The sequence below is a fragment of the Pseudomonas sp. PvP100 genome (assembly GCF_017833055.1).
Classification (GTDB): domain Bacteria; phylum Pseudomonadota; class Gammaproteobacteria; order Pseudomonadales; family Pseudomonadaceae; genus Aquipseudomonas; species Aquipseudomonas syringae.
Genome location: NZ_JAFIBO010000001.1, coordinates 2,171,372 through 2,196,680, shown reverse-complemented (window position 1 = coordinate 2,196,680; position 25,309 = coordinate 2,171,372). Strand labels below are relative to the sequence as shown.

The 25,309-nt window shown below is 57.5% G+C and carries 6 protein-coding genes; all 6 read left to right on the top strand.

Annotated features, from left to right (window positions below; genetic code table 11):
* The first annotated feature begins 4 nt into the window (after nt 1–4).
* The 6 genes from JOE39_RS09150 to JOE39_RS26315 all read left to right on the top strand — a co-directional run bounded on the left by JOE39_RS09150 (nt 5) and on the right by JOE39_RS26315 (nt 25,309).
* Nucleotides 5–18,406, top strand: a complete 18,402-nt coding sequence (locus JOE39_RS09150) for a hemagglutinin repeat-containing protein (RefSeq protein WP_245227479.1) — start codon at nt 5–7, stop codon at nt 18,404–18,406.
* 5 nt (nt 18,407–18,411) lie between these two features.
* A complete protein-coding gene (locus JOE39_RS09145; RefSeq protein WP_210077447.1) occupies nt 18,412–18,840 on the top strand; it encodes a hypothetical protein in 429 nt (142 codons plus the stop codon).
* Nucleotides 18,841–19,046: 206 nt separating this feature from the next.
* Complete coding sequence (locus JOE39_RS26320; protein WP_245227478.1) at nt 19,047–20,627, top strand: hypothetical protein; 1,581 nt, start codon at nt 19,047–19,049, stop codon at nt 20,625–20,627.
* Nucleotides 20,628–20,644: 17 nt separating this feature from the next.
* The gene (locus JOE39_RS09135; protein ID WP_227443074.1) at nt 20,645–21,058 is read left to right on the top strand and encodes a hypothetical protein; all 414 of its coding nucleotides are present in this window, start codon (nt 20,645–20,647) and stop codon (nt 21,056–21,058) included.
* A 922-nt stretch (nt 21,059–21,980) separates the two neighbouring features.
* On the top strand, nt 21,981–24,785 hold the full coding sequence (locus JOE39_RS09130; RefSeq protein WP_245227533.1) for a DUF637 domain-containing protein: 2,805 nt from the start codon (nt 21,981–21,983) through the stop codon (nt 24,783–24,785).
* A complete protein-coding gene (locus JOE39_RS26315; protein ID WP_235815244.1) occupies nt 24,734–25,309 on the top strand; it encodes a hypothetical protein in 576 nt (191 codons plus the stop codon). The genes JOE39_RS09130 and JOE39_RS26315 overlap by 52 nt, the downstream gene beginning before the upstream one ends.

Here is a 25,309-nt window from a genome sequence, read left to right as displayed (position 1 = left end):
TTACATGGACGTCCACCAACTGGCTCTGCTTGCTCGTCAGCCTTCTGCTGTGCTGGTCGAGCGCCGGTCTTTCTGGGGAATGCCCAAGCGCGGCCTCGCGCTGATTCTCGCCAATGCGATGTTCTGGCAGCCGATGCTGGTTCAAGCCGAAGGCATCGTGGTCAGCGGCACGAATACCAGTCTGAACCAGGCCGGCAATGGCGTGCCTATCGTCAACATCGCCGCGCCTAATGCCAGCGGCCTGTCACACAACCAGTATCAGCAGTTCAACGTCGACAGCCAGGGCGTCATCCTCAACAACTCCACCAACCAGACCCAGAGCACCCAACTGGGCGGCATCATCGTCGGCAACTCCAACCTGCGCGGCACGGCAGCCAGCACCATCCTCAACGAAGTGGTCGGGGCCAACGCCAGTCAGCTCAGGGGCTATACGGAAGTGGCCGGGCAGGCGGCGCGTGTCATCGTCGCCAACCCCTACGGCATCAGTTGCAACGGCTGCGGTTTCATCAATACCCCGCAGGTCACGCTGACCACCGGCAAACCCGTGCTGGATGCCAACGGGCAATTGCAGCGTTTCAATGTGCAGGGCGGCAGCATTTCCATCGACGGCGTGGGGCTGAACGCGGACAACGTCGACCAGTTCGACATCATCACCCGTAGCGCGAAGATCAATGCCGAGCTACACGCAAAGCGCCTCAACATCATTGCCGGTCGCAACGATGTCGACGCGCAGACGCTGAATCCCACCGCTTTGCCTGACGACGGCAGCGCCAAACCGGAGCTGGCCGTCGACAGCTCGGCGCTGGGCGGCATGTATGCCGGCGCGATCCGTCTGGTGGGCACCGAGGCGGGTGTCGGCGTCAGGCTGGCCGGCGATCTGGTGGCCAGTGGCGGAGATATCCAGCTTGATGCCAGCGGCCACTTAAGCATGATGCAGACCGCTGCCAGCAGTGCTGTGGCGGTCAAGGCCAACAGTGCCGAGGTCAACGGGCCGGTCTATGCAGGGTCGTCACTGGGCATGACCACGGCAGGTGATCTCATCACCCGGCAGAACGTCGCCGCACGCGATGCACTGACACTTTCCGCAGGCGGTCAGATCAATAACACCGCGGTGATCGAGGCGGGCGTCAATGCCGACAACAGCCGCAATACATCGGGCGATGTGACGCTGTCTGCCAACGGGCTGAACAACAGCGGCAGCATCACCGCCAGCCGCGCCCTGCAAGCCAGCATCAGCCAGACCCTGAACAATCAGGGGGCCACACTGAACGGTCAGTCGAGCACACGCATCGTGGCCACTGCAATCGACAATCGTCAGTCAGGCCGAATTCTGAGCCAGGGCGGCACTGTCGATATCAATGCGTCTCAGGTGCTCAACAGCCAGAGCGGGCTGATCAGCAGCAATGGCACTATGACGATCACTGCGGGTTCGCTGGACAACAGCCAGCAAGGCAAGCTGTTCAGCGGCAGCGCTTTGTCCGCCCGTATTTCCGGGCCGTTGCTCAACCAGTTGGGGCTTATCAGCGCTAACGGCGATCTGCTGCTCAACGCGGCAAGCGTGGACAACCGCAGCGCGGAAATTTCCAGTCTCGGCAGCCTGACCTCGACCGTCAGCCAGTTCGACAACCGCGAAAAAGGCCGTCTGCTGGCCAGCGGCGCGCTGCAGCTGACCTCTGACCATCTGAATAACCAGAACGGCTCGGTCGCAGGACAGCAAGGCGTACAGCTGAATCTGGGGCAACTGACCAACACCGGCAACGGCAGTGTCTACGGCAAAAGCAACCTGAATGTGGTCGTCAACGGCGCTTTGGGCAACGATCAGGGCGTGCTGCGCAGCGACGGCACACTGACCGTGCGCGCAGCCTCTCTGAGTAACAATAGCGGCAGCGTGACCAGTGCCGGCACGGCAACGGTCAGCACAACGGGCGCAGTCGTCAACCGGGGTGGGCAGATTCTGAGCGATGCGGGTCTGACGCTTTCCAGCGGCAGCCTGGACAACAGCCAGAGCGGTCGTATTGCCGGCAATGGCGTGGTGCTCACCACTGGCGCTTTCGACAACTATCAGGACGGCCGCCTGACCAGTACCGGCGCGCTTCAACTGAACGCCGGGCTGGTCAACAACAGCGACGCCGGTCGCATCGCCAGCGCCATGGCGCTGACTGCCGTGGTTACCGGCCTTAATCAGACCAACGACGGCCGGCTGTACAGCAACAGCGACGTCAGCCTGGACCTGAGCAATGGCCTGTTGACCAACCAGGGTGGCCAGATCACTGCGCCGGGGCAGTTGCTGCTGAAAAACCTCACGGTGGTCAATAATCAGAGCGGCAAGATTTCCAGCGCCAACAGCTTCACGCTGGCAGCCACTTCGCTGGACAACACCGACGGTTCGATACTCAGCGATAAAGCGCTCGTTGTGCGCATCAATCAGTTGCTGACCAACCTTCGCGGTCTGGTTTCTGCGACCGGTCTTGATCTGACAGCGGGCTCACTGAACAACCGCAATGGCGAAATATCCAGCCTTGGCAGTCTGACGGCCAACGTTGGTCAGTTCGATAACCGTGAAAAAGGCCGCCTGCTGGCCAGTGGCGCGCTGCTGTTGACTGCGGACGGCTTGAACAACCTGAACGGGATCCTTTCCGGTCAGCAGGGCGTGCAACTGAACCTGGGGCAATTGAACAATACCGCTGGGGGCAGCGTTTACGCTAAGGATGCGCTGAACCTGACGCTGGGCGGTGTGTTGCAAAACGATCAGGGCGTATTGCGCAGTGATGCCGCAATGGACCTCAAAGCAGCCGGTCTGGCCAACACCAACGGCAGTGTGAGCAGTGCCGGCACAGGTGCGCTCAATTTCAACGGTGCGGTGGTCAATCAGGGTGGACAGATAGTCAGCGATGCACAACTGACACTCACCAGTGGCAGCCTCGATAACAGCCGGAGCGGTCGTATTTCCGGTAAAGGTCTGGTGCTCGGTACTGGAGTCTTCGACAACCATCAGGACGGCCGCCTGACCAGTACCGGCGCACTCCAACTGAATGCCGGGCTGGTCGACAACAGTGGCGCCGGTCGTATTGCCAGCGCCATGGCTCTGACCGCCGTGGTTACGGGCCTCAATCAGACCAATGACGGGCGCTTGTACAGCAACAGCGACGTCAGCCTGGATATGAGCAATGGCCTGCTGAACAACCAGAGCGGGCAAATAACCGCTCCCGGTCAGCTGCTGCTGAGAAATCTGAACGTCGTCAATAACCAGAGCGGCAAGATCTCCAGCGCCAACGATTTCACGCTGGCAGCGACTTCGTTGGACAACACTGACGGCTCGCTGGTCAGCGACAAAGCGCTGATCGTGCGTATCGCTCAGCTGCTGACCAACCTGCGCGGGCAGATCTCCGCCAACGGCGTCACCCTGAGCGCCGCAGCGTTGGATAACCGCAACGCCGAACTGTCCAGCCTGGGCAGCCTGACGGCCACCATAGGCCAGTTCGATAATCGCGAAAAAGGTCGCCTGCTGGCCAATGGCGCGCTGCTGTTGACCGCGGGCGGCTTGAATAACCTGAACGGGATCGTTTCCGGGCAGCAGGGCGTGCAACTGAACCTGGGCCAACTGAACAATACCGGTGGGGGCAGCGTTTTTGCCAAAAGCAGTCTTGGTCTGACCGTCAGCGGGACACTGAACAATGATCAGGGTGTGCTGCGCAGCGACGGTTCATTGACCGGGAGTGCAGCCTCGCTGGCCAACAGCGCGGGCAGTATCAGCAGCGCCGGTGTCGCGTCGATCATTATCAATGACGGCGTCGTCAACCGGGGCGGGCAGATACTCAGCGACGCGCAACTGACACTCACCAGCGCCAGCCTCGATAACAGCCAGAGCGGGCGTATTGCCAGTAAAGGTCTGGTGCTCAGCACCGGAGCCTTCGACAACCATCAGGACGGTCGCCTGACCAGTACCGGTGCACTTCAGCTGAATGCCGGGCTGGTCAACAACAGCGACGCCGGGCGCATCGCCAGCGCCATGGCCCTGACTGCCGTGGTCACCGGCCTGAATCAGACCAACGACGGCCGGCTGTACGGCAACAGCGACGTCAGCCTGGACCTGAGCAATGGTCTGTTGAGCAACCAGAGCGGCCTGATCAATGCGCCTGGCCAGTTGCTGCTGAAAAACCTGAATGTCGTCAACAACCAGAGCGGTGAAATCTCCAGTGCCAACGGTTTTACACTGGCTGCCAATTCGCTGGATAACACGGACGGCTCGCTGCTCAGCGATAAAGCGCTTGTTGTGCGCATCAATCAGTTGCTGACCAACCTACGCGGCAAGATTTCCGCCAATGGCGTCAATCTGAGTGCTGCAACGCTGGACAACCGCAGCGCGGAAATTTCTAGCCTGAGCACCCTGACTGCCACCATCGGCCAGTTCGATAACAGTGCGAAAGGGCGTCTTCTGGCCAACGGCACAATGCTGCTGACCGCCGATAACCTGAATAACCAGAACGGCGTGGTCTCCGGACAGCAGGGCGTCCAGTTGACTCTGGGACAACTGACCAACTCCGGCGGCAGCGTTTATGCAAAAAACACGCTGGGTCTGACGCTGACCGGTGCAGTGAATAACAATCAGGGCGTACTGCGCAGTGACGGCACGCTGGACTTGGAAGCAGCTTCTCTGGCCAACACTGGCGGTCGGGTCACCAGTGCCGGTGTTGCAACGTTGCAAGTCGATGCTGCCGTCGTCAACCAGGGCGGGCAGATCATCAGCGATGCGGGGCTGACGCTTTCCAGCGCGAGCCTGGACAATAGCCAGAGCGGTCGCATTGCCGGCAATGGTGTGGTGCTCACCACTGGCGCTTTCGACAACCATCAGGACGGCCGCCTGACCAGTGCCGGGACGCTTGAGCTCAACGCCGGGCTTGTCAACAACAGTGACGCGGGTCGTATCGCCAGCGCCATGGCCCTGACTGCAGTGGTCACTGGCCTGAACCAGACCAACGATGGCCGTCTGTACAGCAACAGCGATGTCAGCCTGGACCTGAGCAACGGCGTGCTGACCAACCAAGGCGGTTTGATCAATGCGCCGGGGCAGTTGCTGCTGAAAAACCTCACGGCGGTCAACAACCAGAACGGCGAAATTTCCAGTGCCAACGGTTTCTCGCTAGTGGCCACTTCGCTGGATAACACCGATGGTTCGGTCATCAGCGACAAAGCCTTGATCGTGCGCATCGACCAACTGCTGACCAACCTTCGCGGTCTGATCTCCGCGACCGGTGTTCAACTGAGTGCTGCGACGCTGGACAACCGCAACGCGGAACTCTCCAGCCTTGGAGAGGTGACCGCAACCGTCGGCCAGTTCGATAACAGTGGCAAGGGCCGTATACTGGCCAATGGTACGTTGCTGCTCAACGCCGACAGCCTGAACAACCAGGGCGCAGGTGCCGTCTCCGGACAGCAGAGTGTGCAGTTGAACGTCGGCCAGTTGACCAACACTGGCAGTGGCAGCGTCTACGCCAAAAACAGTCTGGGCCTGAAAGTCACGGGCGTCCTCAACAACGATCAGGGGGCATTGCGCAGCGATGGCACGCTGGCGTTGAGCGCCGCTTCTCTGGGCAATACTGCCGGCAGCATCACCAGCGCCGGCGCCTCGTCCCTGACGGTCGATGGCCCGGTCGTGAACCATGGCGGGCAGATTCTCGGCGATTCAACACTGGTGCTCACCAGTGGCAGTCTCGACAACAGCCAGAACGGTCGTATTGCCGGCAAAGGGGTAGAACTCGTCACAGGCGCCTTTGACAACCAGCAAGGCGGTCGCCTGACCAGTACCGGAACCCTTAAGCTCGATGCAGCGCTGGTGAACAATAGTGATGCCGGTCGTATCGCCAGCGCCATGGCGCTGACTGCCGTAGTCACCGGCCTGAATCAGACCAACGATGGCCGTCTGTACAGCAACAGCGATGTCAGCCTCGATTTAAGCAAAGGCGTGCTGAACAACGACGGCGGTCTGATTACCGCGCCGGGCCAGTTGCTGCTGAAAAATCTCAATGCAGTCAGCAACCGCAGCGGTGAAATTTCCAGCGCCAACGGCTTCACCCTGGCTGCGACGTCGCTGGACAACACCGCTGGCTCGGTGCTCAGCGACAAAGCGCTCATTGTGCGTGTCGACCAGTTACTGACCAACCTGCGCGGTCTGGTGTCTGGCAACGGTATCGATCTGACGGCCAATGAGCTGAATAACAACAGCGGCAGCCTGAGCAGCGATGCCGATCTGCTGGTAAACGTTACTGGCCAGCTGTCGAGCCGCAGCGGCGAGCTGACCAGTGCTGGTAACACGACCCTGAATGCGCTGAGTCTCGATAACGCCGCTGGCCAGGTCATGGCTGACCGGTTCTTGAAACTGGTGATCACTGAAACCATCGACAATCAGGCCGGAACGCTGGGCGCAGGGCAGGGTATCAACATAGGTGCCGCGAGTCTGGACAACCGCCAGTCCGGTGCACTGGTCACAGATGGCCAACTGACTCTGAAGCTGACCGGAGCGCTGGACAACCGCGCGGGTGGCAGCCTGCAAGCCAAAGGCTTGATGGACCTTTCGAGCAAGACGCTGGATAACCGTGGCGGCCGTATTGCCGCGCAGAACCTGTTGATCGTGCATAGCGACAGCGTCGATAACCGTGGCGGTGCGATTCGTGCCGAGAAAGGCCTGCAGCTGTTCGTCGATGCCCTCGACAATAGCCAGACGGGTCTGAGCTCCACGCAAAAAGGCCTGATCAACAGCAATGCCGGTCTTGAACTGGTCGGCACGCGTCTGGACAACCAGAACGGTCTGCTCAACGCCGCTGGCCTGATGCAGTTGCAGGTCGACAGCGTTGCCAACGGCAGCGGTCGTATCGCCAGCCAGGCAGACATGGTCGCCAATATCGGCAGTCTGACCCAGCAGGGCGGCGAGCTTGTTGCGCAGGACAATCTGACCCTGATCGGCAAAACCCTCGACAACCGGTCGGGCGGCCTGGTGGGCTCTACAAAAGCGCTGAAAATCGATGTTGCCGATATCGACAACAAGGCCGGTGAACTGTCCAGCCAGATCGGTGTGGACATCATTGGTCAGACGCTCGACAACAGCAATGGCGGCAAGGTCCTGGCCGGTACGGCGCTGGGGCTGACCGTGGCGCGCGTGATCAACCTGAATAAAGGCCTGTTGTTCGGTAACACCCTGCGTCTCGACGGTACACGCCTGGATAACGCAGGCGGTACGCTGGCGAGCCAGAAGGACCTGAACATCAGCCTGTCTGGCGCGCTGGACAACACTGGCGGCCTGCTCAGCAGTGAGTCGGCCATGACGGTCAGCGCTGCTTCCCTGCAAAACGCTTCGGGCAGCCTGTCCAGTGCCGATGCCTTGAGCGTCACCACCACCGGCGCTCTGGAGAACCAGGCGGGCTCCGTTACTACCGACGCCACGCTGACACTGACCAGCGCCAGCCTGAACAACAGTCAGGCGGGCAAACTGGCTGGCAAGGGCGCCACGCAGGTCACCACCGGCACGTTCGACAACAGCCAGGGCGGTCGCCTGACCAGCAGCGATACCCTGCGATTGACGGCAGGTAAGGTCATCAACCAGAGCGCCGGACGTATTGCCAGTGCGCTGGCGTTGACGGCCAGCGTGACCAGCCTCGACCAGCAGGGTGGTGAGCTGTTCAGCAACACCTCGCTGAGCCTCGATCTGAACAACGGCCAGTTGAACAATCAGGGCGGTCTGATCAACGCCCCGGGCGTGTTGCTGCTGAAGAATCTCAACGGCGTGGCCAACCAGAACGGCGAAATTTCCAGTACACAGGCCTTCACCCTGAACGTCGACAGCCTCGATAACAGTGGCGGCAAACTGCTCAGCAGTCAGGCCCTGACGCTGATCGTCAACAAGGCGCTGAGCAACGTCAAAGGTACGATTTCCGCTGCCGCGCTGAACACTCGCAGCGACAGCCTGGACAACACCGAAGGCTTGATCAGCAGCCGCGCAGCTCTGGACTTGATGGTCAATACCGCCCTGACCAACGTCAAGGGCACGCTGGTCGGCGACGCTGACATGACGCTGAACGCCGCGACCGTGGACAACCGCCTCGGCCAGATCGCCAGCAAACAGAACCTCAACGCACGGATCGGCAGCCTTCTACAGCAGAACGGCCAGATGCTTGCCCAAGGCACATTGACCTTGCGTGGCGACGCGCTGGACAACCGTCAGAACGGTTTCATCGGCGCAACCCAAGCCCTTGATATCAATGTCACCAGCATCGATAACCGTGGCGGTGAACTGTCCAGTCAGGATGAGATGACCCTGACCGGCCAGCAACTGAACAACAGCGACAGCGGTCAGGTGCTGGCGCAGAAAGCCTTGAATCTGAACGTTGCGCAGATCACCAACCGAACGAACGGTCTGCTCTCCAGCCAAGGCGGCTTGACGCTGGTCGGTAGCACCCTGGACAACACCGGTGGTGCGCTCAGCGCCCTCAAAGCCTTGGGTATCGACCTGTCTGCAGCACTCGATAACACTCAAGGCCTGATCAGCAACGAAGATGTCCTGACGGTAAAGACCAGCAGTCTGACCAATACCGCAGGCAGCATTTCCAGCGCTGGAAAACTGACCCTCGACAGCACCGGGGCAATCAGCAACCAGGGCGGCAAGCTTTTGACCGACGGCGCACTGGACCTGAAAAGTGCCAGTCTTGATAACAGCCAGAAAGGCAACATCAGCGGCAAAGGCCTGCTGACCCTGAAGACCGGGGATTTCGACAATAGCCATAACGGTCGCGTCAGCAGTAGCAATCGCCTGGACCTGACGACCGCACGACTGACCAACAGCGCTGGTGGCAGCATCGGCAGCAGCCAGGCACTGACCGCCAGTGTCAGCCGCCTGAGTCAGCAGGGCGGCAGTCTGTTCAGCAACACTTCCTTGAGCCTGGACCTGAACAACGGCCAACTGGATAACCAGGGCGGTTTGATCAACGCGCCGGGCGCACTGCTGCTGAAAAACGTCAACGAGGTACTGAACCAGAACGGTGAAATCTCCAGCGCCCAGGCATTTACCGTCAACGCCCAGCAACTGGATAACAGCGGCGGCAAACTGCTCAGCAATCAACTGCTGACCCTGCGCATCGCTCGTGCGCTGACCAACGTCAAAGGCATGATCGCCGCCGCCGGTGTCGATGCCACCGCCAATACGCTCGATAACACGGGCGGTACGCTGACGAGCCGCAACAACCTGGACCTGACGGTTACCGGCCTGCTCACCAACCGTGACAAGGGCCTGATCAACGCTGCTCAGGCGCTCAAGGTAGGCGCGGCCAGCCTCGATAACCAGAGCGGTCAGGTGTTGGGCGGCACCAGCCTGATCCTCAACGCTACATCGATCAACAACACCGCGAAGGGCCTGATCAACAGCACCGGCACCCTGAACCTGACTGCTGGCAGTCTGGAATCCGGCAACGGCGGCGAAGTGTCGGCCACGCGTGACATGACCCTGGTACTCAATGCACTGTCGCTCAACGGCGGACGCGTGATGGGTGATGCCGGTCTGTCCATCGACATGCAAGGCAACGACCTCAACAACCTCGGCGGTTTGATCACGGCAGACGGTTCGCTGACCCTTAACCGCATTCGCGACCTGAATAACCAGTCTGGGGAGGTCTCCAGCGCACAGAGTTTCAGAGTCGACGGCCGCACCCTCGACAACAGCAGCGGCAAGCTGATCAGCAGCAACGTGCTGACGGTCAACGCGACCAACCTGCTCAACCAGAACGGTCTGATCTCTGGCTGGCAGGGTCTGAACGTCTCTGGTAACCGCCTCGACAACCGCAACAACGGCACCTTGTCCAGCCGCAGCGGTAGCCTCGTTACAACCCTGACCGGTGAATTGCTCAACGGCGGCAACGGTGCGTTGGTCAGCCAGAACACGCTGAGCGTTACCGCTGACAGTCTCGACAACAGCGGCGGCATCCTGTCCAGCGGAACCGGTCAGACCCTGACCGTCGCGGGCCTGCTGAACAACAGCCAGAACGGCCTGATCGACAGTGGTGCCGGGCTGACCATCAAAGCCAATGCCCTGAACAACGCGGCCGGTAATCTGACGGCCCAGCAGAGTTTCAGCTTCGAAGGCAGCAGCCTCGACAACAGCGCCGGTAACCTGAGCAGCAAGGGCGAGATGACGCTCGACCTGCTGGGCAGCCTGACCAATACCAGCGGCAAGCTGGCCAGCGGCGGTAACCTGCTGTTGCGGCGCAGCACCGCGATCAACAACCAGGCCGGGCAACTGATCAGCCAGAGCCTGATGACCCTCAATACGTCCGGGCAACTGGACAACCGTAACCGCGGCACTGTTGCTGCCAACAACACACTGACAGTCGTCGCGGGTGGCAGTGTCCTCAACGATGCCGATGGCCTGATCTATAGCCAGAGCGCCGATGCACATTTGAATTCAGCGAGCCTGTCCAACGTTCGCGGCGCGGTACAGAGCGTCGGCGCACTGAGCGTCGATGTCGCGGGTACCGTCGACAACCAGAATGGTCGGATCATCGCGCAGAACGGTGACCTGAACCTGAGCGGCGCCAACCTCTACAGTCAGGGCGGAGTGCTGTCCAGCCTGCAAGGTCTGTTCACCGCAAAACTGGCCGGTGTGCTGAAAAATGGCTATGACGCCAACCGCCAGGGTGGCGTCATCCAGGCGCAGCGCCTCAACCTGACCGCGCTGGGCGGCTTCGACAACTACGGCGGCCGAGTCTCCGCGCGCGGCGGCGAAGCGCTGATCACTACCCCCGGCTTCGACAACCGCAACGGCGGCCTGTACGCCAAAGGCCTGGTGCGGGTCAACGGTGGCAACTTCGACAACAGTGGCGACAACGACGGCCAGATCGCTGGCGGCCAGGTCGAACTGAACCTGAGCGGCGCGCTGAACAACCGCTTCGGCATCATCGAAAGCGACAGCACCCTGGCCGTGACCGCTGCCAGTCTGGACAACCAGACCGGGCAACTGCGCGCGCTGGGCGGAGGCGGCGCCACAAACTTCCAGATCGGCAACCTGTTCGACAACCGCAACGGCACCCTGGAAAGCGCCAACAGCGACCTGATCCTCAATGCGGGCAGCTTTCTCAATGGCGGCGGGTCGTTGTTGCATACGGGTAATGGCACGTTTGATATTTCTACGGCCAACCTGACCAGTGCTGGCGGCAGCATTGTTACCCGCGGTGGTTTGACACTGAGTGCTGATAGCTGGACCAACAGCAGCGTGATTCAGGCCGGGCGATTGACGGTGAATGTCGGAACCTTGAATCAGACGGCGGGCGGGCAATTGCTGGCATCGACCAGCCTCGTGGGTAATGGTGGCAATTGGAATAACGATGGATTGATCGCCAGTGACGGCTCGCTAAGCCTCAACCTCGGCGGTACATACGGCGGCAATGGCCGTCTCAGCAGCCTAGGAACGCTCGGACTGAGTGCGGCACAAGTGAACCTGAGCGCCGCTTCGACCATATCCGGCGGCGGTGAAACCTCGGTGACCATGGGGGGGCAACTGAACAATGCCGGTCGCCTGACCTCGGCGACTAATCTGACCATCAACGCGGGGAGCATCAACAACCAAGGCACGCTGGGCAGCGGTCAGGCGTTGACTGTGACCACCGGCTCGCTGGTCAATGACCGTGGGCTGATCTTCAGTGGCAACAACATGAGCCTGCGTGTCAGTTCGCTGAACAACAGCTACGCCAACATCTACAGCCTGGGCAATCTCACGATTGACCGTAACGGGCAAGGCGCGCTTGCCGACAGCATCGTCAACAGTTCTGCGTCGATACAAAGCGACGGCAGCATGAGCCTCGCGGCGAGCACAATACAAAACGTCCGCGCCCTGTTGACGACCAGCAATGGCGGTATCTATACCGCCAGGATTGATGAGGGGGCGTGCAATCGCGAGTTTTATAACAACGACTGCGGCGGTGGCAAAGCAACTCATACCTGGGAAATAACCCAGCGTGAAAAGCTTGAAGTGACCGCAGCCAGTGCTGCGTCCGGCATTACCGCTGGCGGTAATCTGAACATCAACGGCGGTGATCTGTTCAACCAAAGCAGCACCATCGTCACCAGCGGTAACCTCAACGCTACGCTGAACAACCTGAACAACACCGGCATAGAGGCCAGCGACACCGAAACAGTGCGCGTGTACCGCAGCGCCCGTACTAGCAACGCCGGGGCCTGGACCAACGCCGCAAGCGACTTCACTGAAAAGTACTGGTTTACCAGCAGCGGTTATAACGCCAACAACCTCAGCGGCCTGGAACCGGCAATGGCGGACTTCATCGCCATCACCGAGACAGAGATGCCTGAGTTCCGCAAGGTCACTCAGCTGTCAACCGGCGACCAGAGCTATGCCGCCATTATCCAGGCCGGCGGCGCGGTAAACGTCAACGCGAGCAAGAACATCGGCAACAACGTCGTACGCGCTGGTTACAGCTACGTGAGCGGCGGTTCTCGCACTGACACCAATGCGCCGGGCAGTCAATTCTCCACACGCATTACTGTCAATCAGCAACTGCCGCCAGACCTGGCCCAACAACAAGTCAATCCTTTGAGCCTGCCAGGCTTCAGCCTGCCGACCGGGCAGAACGGCCTGTTCCGCCTGAGTGGCCAGACCGGCACCGCAGCCACTGTCGCTCAACCTATAGGCCTGCCGCAAAGCTGGACAATGGGCAGCGCAGCGGTGTCCGTCGCGCAACGAGAGCACACCGTTTCAGACGCACAGGCAAGCACCATCCAGATTGGCTCGGTGGGCCAGATATCCAACGCCACCCGCCAGCTTGCTTCCGTCACACGGCAAAGCGCAGGCGTAAGCGCCAATGCAACTGCTTTTGATACCAGCGCTCCAGGTGCCGCACCTATTGGTGGGCTAGTGCTGCCAAGCCATACCTCTGATTCCGCAGGTGTCACCAGCGTCGGCAGCGTGACCGGCATTGCGACGGGCAATCAGGGCAGCGGCGTATTGTTGCCTGTCCAGAATACAGGATCGACGGCAGGTGTTGCGGCTATCACCGCCATTTCTTCCGGTAACTCGGCCGCGGAAAACGCTGGAATGGTGCAGGGCACCCAGGTCAACAAGGCCGGTCAGATTGTAAATGGTACGCAAGGTAGCTTGGTCGGCGTTGTCAATCAGGCTACGACCGGTGCCCAGTCAGGCGCGACTGCTGCAGTCACCCAGGTGGTTGTAAGTGCTCAAGGCGGAACGGTCATTGCACCGGTTCGCAGCGCTGTGGCTGCTCCGGTCAGTCCTGTCACTGCTGCTGTTCTAAACCCTGTCACGACCACGCCTGCTTCAACCGCTATCACTCAGCCCGCCACAGTGGCGCAGGCCAGCGCTATTACGCCGCTCGTTTCGGCGGCAGCGCAAACGGTGACCCGAGTGGAAGGCCTGCCCAGCAGCAACTTCGTTTCCAAACCGCAAAAATACCTGATCGAAACCAACCCGGTCCTCACTGAACTCAAGCAGTTCATGAGTTCGGATTACCTGCTCGCAGGCCTGGGCTACGACCCCGAAGTCAGTGCCAAGCGCCTGGGCGATGGCTTGTATGAGCAACGCCTCGTCCAGCAAGCAGTCGTGGCCAGAACCGGCCAGGCGTTCATCGACGGGCAAACCTCCAACGAGGCCCAGTTCAAGTACCTGATGAACAACGCAATCGCCAGCAAGCAGCAGCTGAACCTGGCGGTCGGCGTATCGCTGAACTCACAACAAGTCGCAGCGCTGACCCATGACATCGTCTGGCTCGAAGAGCATGAAGTGAATGGCGAAAAAGTGCTGGTGCCGGTGCTGTATATGGCTCAGGCCGACAATCGCCTTGGTCCGACCGGGGCATTGATTGCCGGTAACGACGTCTCGCTGATCGCGGGGCAAAACCTCGACAACGTCGGCACCTTGCGAGCGGCCAATAACCTGTCGGCTGCTGCTGGAAATGATCTGGTCAACAGCGGCCTGATAGAAGCTGGCAACCGTCTGGACCTGCTGGCGGGTAATGACCTGGTCAACAAGTCCGGGGGCATTATCGCCGGACGTGATGTGACATTGACCGCCCTGCGCGGCGATGTCATCAACGAACGCACGGTGACCAGCCATCAGAGCGCTGCGGATGATGCGACCTGGCGTAAGGACTTCGCTGACAGCGCGGCACGTATCGAAGCGGCTAACGACATGTCCCTGCAAGCGGGTCGTGACGTGAAAAACACCGGCAGCGTGTTGCAGGCTGGTCGTGATTTGAGCATCTCTGCGGGCCGCGATGTCGCTATCGACTCGGCCCAGACCGAGAACGGCCAGACACGCGGTGCGAACTCCAGTAACTCCAGCATCACGCAACTGAGCTCCACGGTCAGCGCCGGACGCGACCTGACGGCCCAGGCCGGACGCGACATCAACGTCATCGCCAGCAGCATCGACGCCAAGCGCGACATCGCGATGGCCGCGACGGAAAACCTGACCCTGTCCTCGGCGGCTGATGAACAGCATTCCTACGGCAAAAGCAAGAAGGTGACCGAGCAGGAAGATCATGTCAGTCAGGTGTCTGCGGACCTGAAAGCGGGTGGCAGTGTGGCTTTGCAGGCCGGGCAGAATCTCGACATTATCGCCAGCCGCATCAATGCAGGGAGCAACATTGCGCTTGATGCAGCGCACGACTTGACCATTGCATCAGCTCAGGACGAAAGCTCGTATTTCTATGCCAAAAAGAGCAAAGGTTCTTTCGGACGCAGTAGCAGCAAACAGCAGGAAAGCTACGAAAGCAACAACGTTGCGTCGGTCATCAATGCAGGGCAAGACCTCACCATCAATACCACCAAAGCTGCTGACGGCAGCATCAGCATCAACGGTGGGCATGATGTCAGTGTCATTGGCAGCCGTCTTTCGGCAGGCAATGACCTGGTTCTCGGTGCCACTAACGATGTGACCGTACTCTCTGGTGTCGATGAGCAGGGTGCTTACAGCCAGAAAAGTAAATCCGGCTCTTTTGGCGTGTCCAAAAGCGGAAAAAGCGAGCTGAAGACCAGCGCTACTCAAGTCGCCAGTGAACTGAGTGCCGGCAACGATGTGGTAGTGGCTTCAGGCAAGGACATCACGCTGCGCGCCAGCAACATTGATGCAGGCAATGATGTGGACCTCAGAGCCGGTCTGGTGGATAAAACCGGCGACATCAATCTACTCTCGGCCAACGACGAAGCTTCCAGACACAGCGACGAGTACAAGAAGAAAACCGGTCTTTCAGTGTCTGGCGGATTCCTGTCCATCTCGTCGGCTAAAGAAGCTGGTGGCCAAGCGCAGAGCAGCACCAGTGTAGGCAGCCAGATCAACGCTGCAGGCAATGTAAGTCTGCAGACCGAGCGCGATATCAACATTGTCGGCAGCGGCGTCAACGCAGGCGCGAATGTCAGTCTGAACGCGGGTCAGGACGTCAACATTCTTGCCGCTCAGAGCTCCCAGTCCAATCAGGACTGGGAGAAGAACAGGCAGTCGGGTATCGGCGTGTCCTCTAACGCCAACGGCGTGACCTTCTTTGCAGGCGTTGATCGCACCAAGGAGAAGAACCGCCTTGAGCAACAGAGCGCTGCCGCCAGCCAGGTACGCGCAGGCGAAGACCTTACAGTCAATGCCAAGCGCGACATCAATCAGGTAGGTTCTGACCTTCAGGCGCTCAATGACATCAATCTGACCGCCGGGCGCAATATCAAGATTGATACTGCGCGTGAATCTCAAACGGTCGAGCAACAGCGCGAAAATTCGCGTAATGGTCTGAGTGCGAGCATTGATCACAACTATGGCAGCACCAAGGACGCCATCAGCGGCGCAGGCAAGGGTGAGGACGCTACGAGCAAGGGATCTAGCACGCTCAAGGCAGTAGACAGCACCTCGCAGTTCCTGTCTGGCCCGACGGGCGATGGAAAGTTCGGTAACAGCAAGCAGGGCACCAGCCAGCAAGTGGTCGAAACGACCAACCGCGCCTCGACGCTGGACGCTGGCAACAACCTGAACATCTCCGCGAGCAACGACGTTCAGATCAGCGGCGGTCAATTGCAGGCTGGCCGCGACATCAACATCAAAGGCCGGGATGTCACGCTTGATGCCGCCAAAGGCAGCTACAGCCAGGAAACCAGCGAGCAGAAAAGCTGGAGTGGTATCCACGGCAGCAGCAGTGGCGGGTTCAAACTCGGCGTGGGTGGCAGCAGCGGCATCGCCAAAGGTGATCAGAGTCAGGAGGCCTCGACCGTTACTACGTTGCAGGCAGGTCGTGACGTCACCATCAAGGCCAGCAATGACCTCAACCTGATCGGCACGCAGGCTCAGGCAGAGCGAAACATCAATCTGAATGCCGGCAACACCCTCAATATCAAGGCAGCACAGAACGACAGCTCCACCGAAAACACCCGTAAAAATGGCGGAGGGGAAGCCGGTATCGCCATCGGTCCGGGAGGCATCGGTGTTTACGCCAGCGTCAACATCGGCAAAGGCGACCTGGAGCGCGAGGGCAAACAGCAGCAGGAAGCGTACCTTTACGCCGGTAATCACCTCGGTTTCACCAGCGGCCAGGACACCAACATTGCCGGTGCAACACTGCGCGGCAACGACGTGGTCGGACGTGTAGGCCGCGACTTCAATGTCACTTCCCTGCCAGATACCGGCAAGGCACAAGGTAAGGAATTCGACCTCAGCGCGACCGTTGTAGTGGGCTTTGGCGGCAGTGTCAGCGGCTCGGTCGGGTACGGTCAGACCAACGGCTCCAAGAACTGGATCGAGGAACAGACCCGCATCACCGCCAAAGACAAGGTCGACATCCGCACCGAGAACCACACCCAGCTCGACGGCGCATTGATCGCTTCCGATAGCGGCAACCTCAAGCTGGACACCAACACGCTGGGCTACAGCGACATCGCGGGCAAGGACAAGGAGCACGGTTACTACCTGAACGTCGGGGGTTCGTACGGCACTGGCAGTAGCCCTACGCAGGACTCAAGTCAGGTAGGCAAGGGCGACAATCAGAAAAACGGCTGGAGCGTCGAGGGCTGGAACTACAACAAGGATCGTGAGCAGATCGTCCGGGGCACGGTCGGTGCGGGCGATGTGGTTGTGCGCAGTGATACAGGTGGCAAGGACTCTGCCGCTGGGTTGAATCGTGATGTCGACAAGGCATACGAGATCACGCGTGATGACGAGCACCGGACTGATGTGTATGTGACGAAGAGTTCGGTGGAGGCGGTTAGCCAGCCGGTAGACACTGCCAAGCAGTGGTCAAACCAACTCCTGACTTACAACGAAACTGCCAGGCAAAACTATGAAGAGGCTTCCCGTGGTCTGACCCGTGCTGTCAACAAGATCGAGAGCACCCTAGGCCGCAAGATGGATGCGGGCGCTGCCAGTCTGATGGGGGCTGATTTTGCTGAAAACACCTTGGACTCGTTGCTTCAGGGTGGGATGACGCGCAGTCAGGCGATGAAGACAATGGCCGACCCTGCGTTTCAGGAAACGGTCGTGGCCGAAATTGCGCGCCTTGCCGGGATCGACCTTAACCCGGTCGAAGTTCTTGATCAGACGCTTCAGGCGGACAACAAGGCTAACAGCCCAGGATCAATCGAGTTACCTGCCACTCCTGTCAATTCTAGTGATGCAGAAAGACTTACTGCTGCTCAAGACACCCTGCGATCGATGGCTTCGATCAACCAATACATCCAGGAGCATCCAGATCAGCAGGAGGCTGTGAGTGTGTTGGTGGCAGTGGCTCAGGGGCCTAAAGGTCTCGTGCAACTGGCGGTTTTCAATGCGGTTTCCGAGACGCCCTTGGGTGAGGCGGTGGGCAAGCGAATAGCTGAATACACCGGGGTGCTGGGCAAGCAGGTAGCGGACAGCATCGAAGGTGTAGCTCTCAACGAAAAGGATAGCTTTGAAGGTTCTTTGATAGGCGGCGGACAACTAATGGCCTCCATCTTGACAGGGATGCTTCAAGGCCGTAAATCTACTGGAGAGCGTAAGCCAATTTTGGCAGATGCACCAAAAAAAGAACCGGAAGTCTTAGGCGGCCCCCACCGAGAAACATCTAAACCTGTAAATGATGGGTTGGACTCTCATCATTGCCCGGCAAAAAACTGTTACGCGAGCGCACCTATAAGCAGTGCGGATGGGCCGGCCATAAAAATGGATCCGGCAGATCACAAGCTAACCGCCAGTTATGGTAGTTCTCCGGAAGCTAAGGCCTACAGAGCACAACAAGAGAAATTGCTGAAGGAAGGTAAGTTGGATGAGGCTATTGATATGGATGTAAATGATATTCGTTCGAAATTCGGTGATAAATACGACGCGTCTATTGGTCAAATGAAAGAGTATGCAAAATCTTTAAATCCTGAACAGTTTATACCGAGGTGAGAGGCATGAGATTTGAGTATGATGAGTCTGATGGTTTGAGTATTTTTAAAAATACTCGTTTTAGAAGCGCTCTAAGAAAAAAGCTAGGAGGAGATTATAGAACTTTTCCTAAGACTCAGTTTTCAGAAAACTCTACAGATGTGTTTGGTGGGGCAGTTGTTAAAGTTTGGTATGACGCTAATGACGAGGTAAAAGGTGTTCAGCTTTACCATCCTGAGGCTGAGTTTTATTATTTCGGAAAACAATTGCTCGGCAGCAATGTTGAGGAGTTAGAGTTTTTTTTTTCTAGCATTGGTCAGCCGTTGATTTTTGATGACGATGGAACAGGGTTTAATGCTGAAAATAATACAATAAGGTTTTACGTTCCGGATTTTGATGAGTTCCAAAAAAAAGCTAGAGTCGAGTGTGTGTATATCGATATTGCTAAAGCTTAATCTTGCTGTGAAGCGTGAGCTGATTAAGCTTGATCTGATTGGGCGTCTGACTAATAAGTATCTGGGTTCTGTGCGCGGGATCGAAGCGTCCTTGCTTAATTTAAGTATATTGCTGGTGTCACACTGCGCGGCAATTCAATGTCACTTCCCTGCCAGATACCGGCAAGGCACAAGGTAAGGAATTCGACCTCAGCGCGACCGTTGTAGTGGGCTTTGGCGGCAGTGTCAGCGGCTCGGTCGGGTACGGTCAGACCAACGGCTCCAAGAACTGGATCGAGGAACAGACCCGCATCACGGCCAAAGACAAGGTCGACATCCGCACCGAGAACCACACCCAGCTCGACGGCGCATTGATCGCTTCCGATAGCGGCAACCTCAAGCTGGACACCAACACGCTGGGCTACAGCGACATCGCGGGCAAGGACAAGGAGCACGGTTACTACCTGAACGTCGGGGGTTCGTACGGCACTGGCAGCAACACTACGCAGGACTCAAGTCAGGTAGGCAAGGGCGACAACCAGAAAAACGGCTGGAGCGTGGAGGGTTGGAACTACAACAAGGATCGTGAGCAGATCGTCCGGGGCACGGTCGGTGCGGGCGATGTGGTGGTGCGCAGTGACACGGCGGGCAAGGACTCAACAGCGGGCTTGAATCGTGATGTCGACAAGGCTTACGAGATCACGCGTGATGACGAGCACCGGACTGATTTGTATGTGACGAAGAGTTCGTTGGATGCGGTTGCCAGCCCGAAAGAGACACTTGATCAATGGCAAAAAAACGCCGCGCTTTATGGAGAAAACAGTCGAAACACAATAGACAAACTGGTCGACATGCTTGTGGTCACCGCGTTACTGCCGTTAGGGGCTGTTACAGGTAACGCGACAGAACTAGCACAACGCCAAGTCGCTCGTACCGAACTGATGCAACAACTCAACAGCCTGGATGAAGACAAAAGGTCGGCGGGCATCAGGACAGTTCTAAACCGGGTTGCTGACAAAAATCTGGGCTCCAATGCGGAAGCGCTCGTCGCACGTATTGCCGAACTGGGTGAGGAGCACCCGGATCAAGCGATGCAGGCGATGGTTTTGTTGACCACGCTGAATAAACCAAATGATGGTGCATCGAGTTTTGTTCCAGTAGTGGCGCTGGGTGCTGGCGCAATTGTGGCCCTGAGTGCTGCGTTTTCTACCACAGCAGCGACGCCGGAAGGTCAGGATAGATTGAGAGCGGCAGCCAATGCCGTCGCACTCTCTGTAGCTCAATCAGGCCAGTCAGCCGAACAGCAGGTCAGCACCTCCATAGAGATATGGAAATTTCTGTTCAGTACGACATTCCCGGTACATCTGCTGGACGGCGAAAACACCAGGCTGGTGAATCCTATCGTTCAGGCCCAGGGTGCGAATCCGTCCAGCGGCGGGTATGCTGCTGGAGCGACGCCTGCTGGTGTGGGTTCGACGGGTGGCAGTCAGATTGCTGATCAGACGCCTGTTGATTATTCGAGGCCTGTGGTTGAGCTTCCTGCGCCGGGGGTGATGAATCAGGAAATAGTAGATAAGTGGAGCCGAGAACCTAAAAGCCTCCAAGATGAAATGGCGCTAGAAGCAGCTAAAGCTGGCGCTTGGGATGTGATTATACGTAACTTAGGCGACGAAGCGTTCAAGGGTATGGACAAAATTGAATACAAAGTTAAGTCTGCCGATGGTAAGGACTCAGTTGTTCATTATGTTAGAGATCCAAAAACTGGGACTTTGATGGATTTTAAATTTAAAAAGCATAGCATTGACTGAAGGTGAATGGTTTGAAAGTGATATGTAAGATAAATGATTTGAAAGATATATCTGATGAAGTTGTTTTGGGCGTTTTGAAAGATAAAATATTCAGACCAGATGGTAAGATCGATATTAGCTTAGGTAGTGAGTATGTTGTTTATGGTATTGAGTTTTGGGAGAATAGCCCTTGGTACTATTTGTGTGTTGACGTTGATGATGAGTATCCAAAGCCGTACGCGGCTGACTTGTTTTTTGTAAGCAATAATAAGCTGTCTACTCACTGGCAACTTGGCTTCTGTACTAACTATAATGGTTCGCAGGTGGCGTCCCTAGTGTTTGAGGAATGGGCGGTGGATCGCCGTTTCTATGAGCGGTTAATTGATGGTGGAGAAATAGAGGTTGGAGTTTTTAAAAAGTATAAGTCACTCATGGATGATGAGGCTAAATGATTTATGGCTGATCTCAGTCGAAACTTTTTGAAAGTTTTTTCTGGGGCTTATAGCTAGTGGCAGAGGCTAATGCGTGTATGAAAGAGCCTTGTTCAGAATTTTTAAAACTGCCCGCTGATCAGAGCGGACTTTTCGACCTGATTGCACCTCTGCTATGAGCCTCCTTATCGGCGGTGCTCTGCTACCCGTCTAGAATGCAGTCCCGGCATAGGGTATTCCTAATATCACTGCTGGTTCTTCGACTTCAGGTAGCTCAGCCGCCCAGAACGCCCGAGTGGTACGGGCCCTCAGGTCAACAAGATCGGTCAGGTGGTAAATGGGACTTAGGGTAACCTGCTCAGTGCAGTCAATCAGGCTCCAATAGTTACCCAGTAAGGCGTGACTGCCGCCGTTACCCAAGCCGTCGTAAATGCTCAAGACGTTCCGGTCATTGCCGCTGTTCGCGATCCTGTCGCTACTCAGGGCGGGCTAGTCATTTCTTCAGTCAGCAATTCTTTGGTTACTCAGAGTGTCTCGGTAACGCCAGCTGTTTGTAATCCTATTTCTGTAACTGCAACTCGATGGTTACGCAGAATAGCCCTGTTATCGGCTCCAGCACTCAGTGGATCAAGTCATTGCAATCACGCCGGTCGCTGCCGCAGCAGCACAAACCGTTACCCGAGTGGAAGGCCTGCCAAGCAGCAATTTCGTCTCCAAACCGCAAAAATACCTGATCGAAACCAACCCGGTCCTCACTGAACTCAAGCAGTTCATGAGTTCGGATTACCTGCTCGCAGGCCTGGGCTACGACCCCGAAGTCAGTGCCAAGCGCCTGGGCGATGGCTTGTATGAGCAACGCCTCGTCCAGCAAGCAGTCGTGGCCCGCACCGGTCAGGCGTTCATCGACGGGCAGACCTCCAACGAGGCCCAGTTCAAGTACCTGATGAACAACGCCATCGCCAGCAAAGAGAAACTGAACCTGGCTGTGGGCGTTTCGCTCAGTTCACAACAAGTCGCAGCGCTGACCCACGACATCGTCTGGCTCGAAGAGCACGAAGTGAATGGCGAGAAAGTGCTGGTGCCGGTGCTGTATCTGGCACAGGCCGACAATCGCCTTGGCCCGACCGGGGCATTGATTGCGGGTAACGACGTCTCACTGATCGCTGGCCAGAACCTCGACAACGTCGGTACCTTGCACGCAGCCAACAACCTCTCGGCAGTCGCAGGCAACAACCTCTCGGCAGTCGCAGGCAACAACCTGATCAACACCGGCCTGATAGAAGCCGGCAACCGGCTCGATCTGCTCGCGGGCAATGATCTGATCAACACCGCTGGCGGCATCATCAAAGGTCGCGATGTATCACTGACCTCGATCAATGGCGATGTGATCAACGAACGCAGCGTCACCTCGATGGACAACAGTGCACGCGGTCAGCGCCACAACGAGTTCGCCGACAGCGCAGCGCGCATCGAAGCCGCCAACGACATGAGCATTTCGGCAGGCCGCGACGTCATCAACAAAGGCAGCGTGCTGGAAAGCGGTCGTGACATGAGCATCCAGGCCGGACGCGATGTCACCATCGCCCCGACCGAAGTCACCAACAGCCTGTTCTCGGACAGCAAACACAACAGCAGCGACATCACCCAACTGGGCTCCACCGCCAGTTCCGGGCGCGACCTGACCGTTCAGGCCGGACGCGACATTGCCATCATCGCCAGCCAGATCGACGCCAAACGCGACATCACCATGGCGGCGACCGAAAACCTCACCATCAGCTCTGCGGCGGACGAAGAACATTCCCTGTCCAAAAGCAAAAAACTGACCCGTCAGGAAGACCACGTCAGCCAGGTTTCTTCTGATCTTGATGCCGGTGGGAGTGTTGCCTTGCAGGCTGGCCAGAACCTCGCCGTGATCTCTAGCCGCATTACGGCGGGTAAAGAGGCGTACCTGGTTGCCGGTGAAAACCTCGACATCTTGGCTGCGCAGGACAGTGATTATTCGCTGTATGACAAAAAGAAGAGGGGGAGTTTTGGGGCTAAAAACTTCAAGCGCGATGAAGTGACCGACACGCGCAATATCAGCAGTGAAATCACGACTGGCGGTAACCTGACGCTGGCAAGTGGCGGCGACCAGCATTATCAGGTTGCCAAACTGAACAGTGGCAATGACCTGTTGATCAACAGTGGCGGCGCAATCGATTTCGAGGGCGTGAAAGACCTCCACGACGAAAGCCACACCAAGAACAAAAGCAGTGCAGCGTGGTTCTCGACAAAAGGCAAAGGGACAACCGACGAGACCTTTCGCCAGAGCGAACTGGTGGCCAAAGGCGAAGTTGCCATTCAGGCCGTCAACGGTCTGCGCATTGATGTGAAACAGGTCAATCAGCAAAGTGTAAGCCAGAGCATCGACGCAATGGTCAAGGCCGATCCGCAACTGGCCTGGATCAAGGATGCCGAGAAACGAGGGGACATCGACTGGCGTCAGGTCAAGGAAATCCACGAAAGCTTCAAGTACGACAACTCGGGCCTTGGGCCTGCTGCGCAGATTGTTGTCGCCATCCTGATGGCGGCGGTGATGGGCCCAGCAGGCTTTGGTTTAAGCGCTGGTATTGGCGGCGCTGTAGCAACCAGCGTTGCGACGACGGCGGTGACGAGCACGATCAACAACAAGGGTGATCTTGGCGCTGTTTTCAAAGACGTGACGTCTTCCAGCGCCATCAAGGGATACGCCATGGCGGGCGTCATGGCAGGTTTCGTACCGACCATCAACCCGAAAAATCTGGGCTTGGACCTTGCGAGTGTTCAGACCGTTGCGACTAAGGTGATCACCGAATCTGTGATCAAGACCGCGATCATGGGCGGGAGTTTCAAGGATAACCTTGGCTCTTCCATCGTCAGTACGGGAATCGCTACGGGTGGCGCCATTGCCGCAGGCAAGATCGGTGATTTCACTCTGTTCGATGAGGGCAAACTCACCAAAGTCGGCATGCATGCCGTGCTTGGCGGGTTGATGTCCGAGGCAATGGGCGGCGATTTCCGAACGGGTGCCTTGGCCGCTGGTGCGAATGAAATGGTTGTCGATTATCTGGCGCAGAGGATGCTGCCAAGTGATTTAGGCAAAAACTCCCAAGCGTATCAGGGAGGTGTCAGCAAGCTGATGACTGCCTCGGAGTTGATCGGTGCTCTGACTGCTGCCGCAACGGGTGGGGACGCATCGGCAGCAGCGGCGGTGACGGCTAACAGTACGCAGTACAACTACCTTGCCCATAACCAGTTGAAAGAGGCAGCCGAAAAGTTAAGGAAATGTGCCCCTGCCGAGTGCGATTCGATTGTGGCCGCTTACAAAAAAGTAAGCGAGGATCAAACGATTGAAGCGATCATCAATTGCAGGTTCGACGTTTCCCTGTGTAAACCGTCCTCAAGGGATGTTGCTAACACGGTAGCCGATCTTTCGAGTGTCTACGATGCTTTGGGTGATGGTTCTAAGTACGCCAAGGACTCGCTGCAGATCCTGATCAATGAGAACCTAGAGTTTCAGGAGACCTTGGCAGTTGCGACGACCGGTGCTAGCGCGCAGGCCGTGGCAGAAACACTCCAGGCCAAGCTCAAGCTCACGCCCGAAGAAACTGTTGAGTTGGCGGAGGCCATTGGGGGAGGATTAGCAGCCGCTGCTGGGGGGGGGTTGCATTCCGCAAGGTGCTTGCGAAAGCGTCAAAGCGGCTTGAAAAAAGCGGTGAAGCACTGGTAGATAGACAGATTGATGCAGGTTCAAAAGCTTTAGATGATAATGTCGTAGTGCGCAGCGATGATGATTTCTCTTCGCAGATCGGGAGTAACGGTAAACCGAAGGCGCACATAAATGAAGATGGCGAATTGGTGCCTCCAAATCAAGATGGTACTGGTAGTATTCAAACACATGTACGTGGCGGAGGGTCTGAAAATTCCCCCTATATTTCTGTGACCGATCCGCGGGTTGCTTCCGATCCTAAGGGCTATGGTTCGAATAAAATCGAAATCGATGTCGATCGTCTGCAAAAAGACATCGATTCCGGTCTATTGCCTGATACGAGGTTTTTGACAAATCGTGAAGTTGTAGCTGAGTTGCAAGCTAGAGTAAATGCGGCGCGTGAAAAATATATCATTAACCCTTCGCCAAAAAATCAAACTTCTTTATCTAGGGCAGAGTCTGATCTGGGTAATACTGTTCGCGATGGTGAGTGTCTGATCAAAGGTTGCGTTCCAGCCACTTATATAAAACATATCGATAAGTAG

Bases quoted from the DNA above. Each gene is read 5' to 3' on its own strand.
- JOE39_RS09150 (WP_245227479.1), top strand. From the start codon at position 5: ATGGACGTCCACCAACTGGCTCTGCTTGCTCGTCAGCCTTCTGCTGTG.
- JOE39_RS09145 (WP_210077447.1), top strand. From the start codon at position 18,412: ATGAGATTTGAGTATGATGAGTCTGATGGTTTGAGTATTTTTAAAAAT.
- JOE39_RS09130 (WP_245227533.1), top strand. From the start codon at position 21,981: ATGAACAACGCCATCGCCAGCAAAGAGAAACTGAACCTGGCTGTGGGC.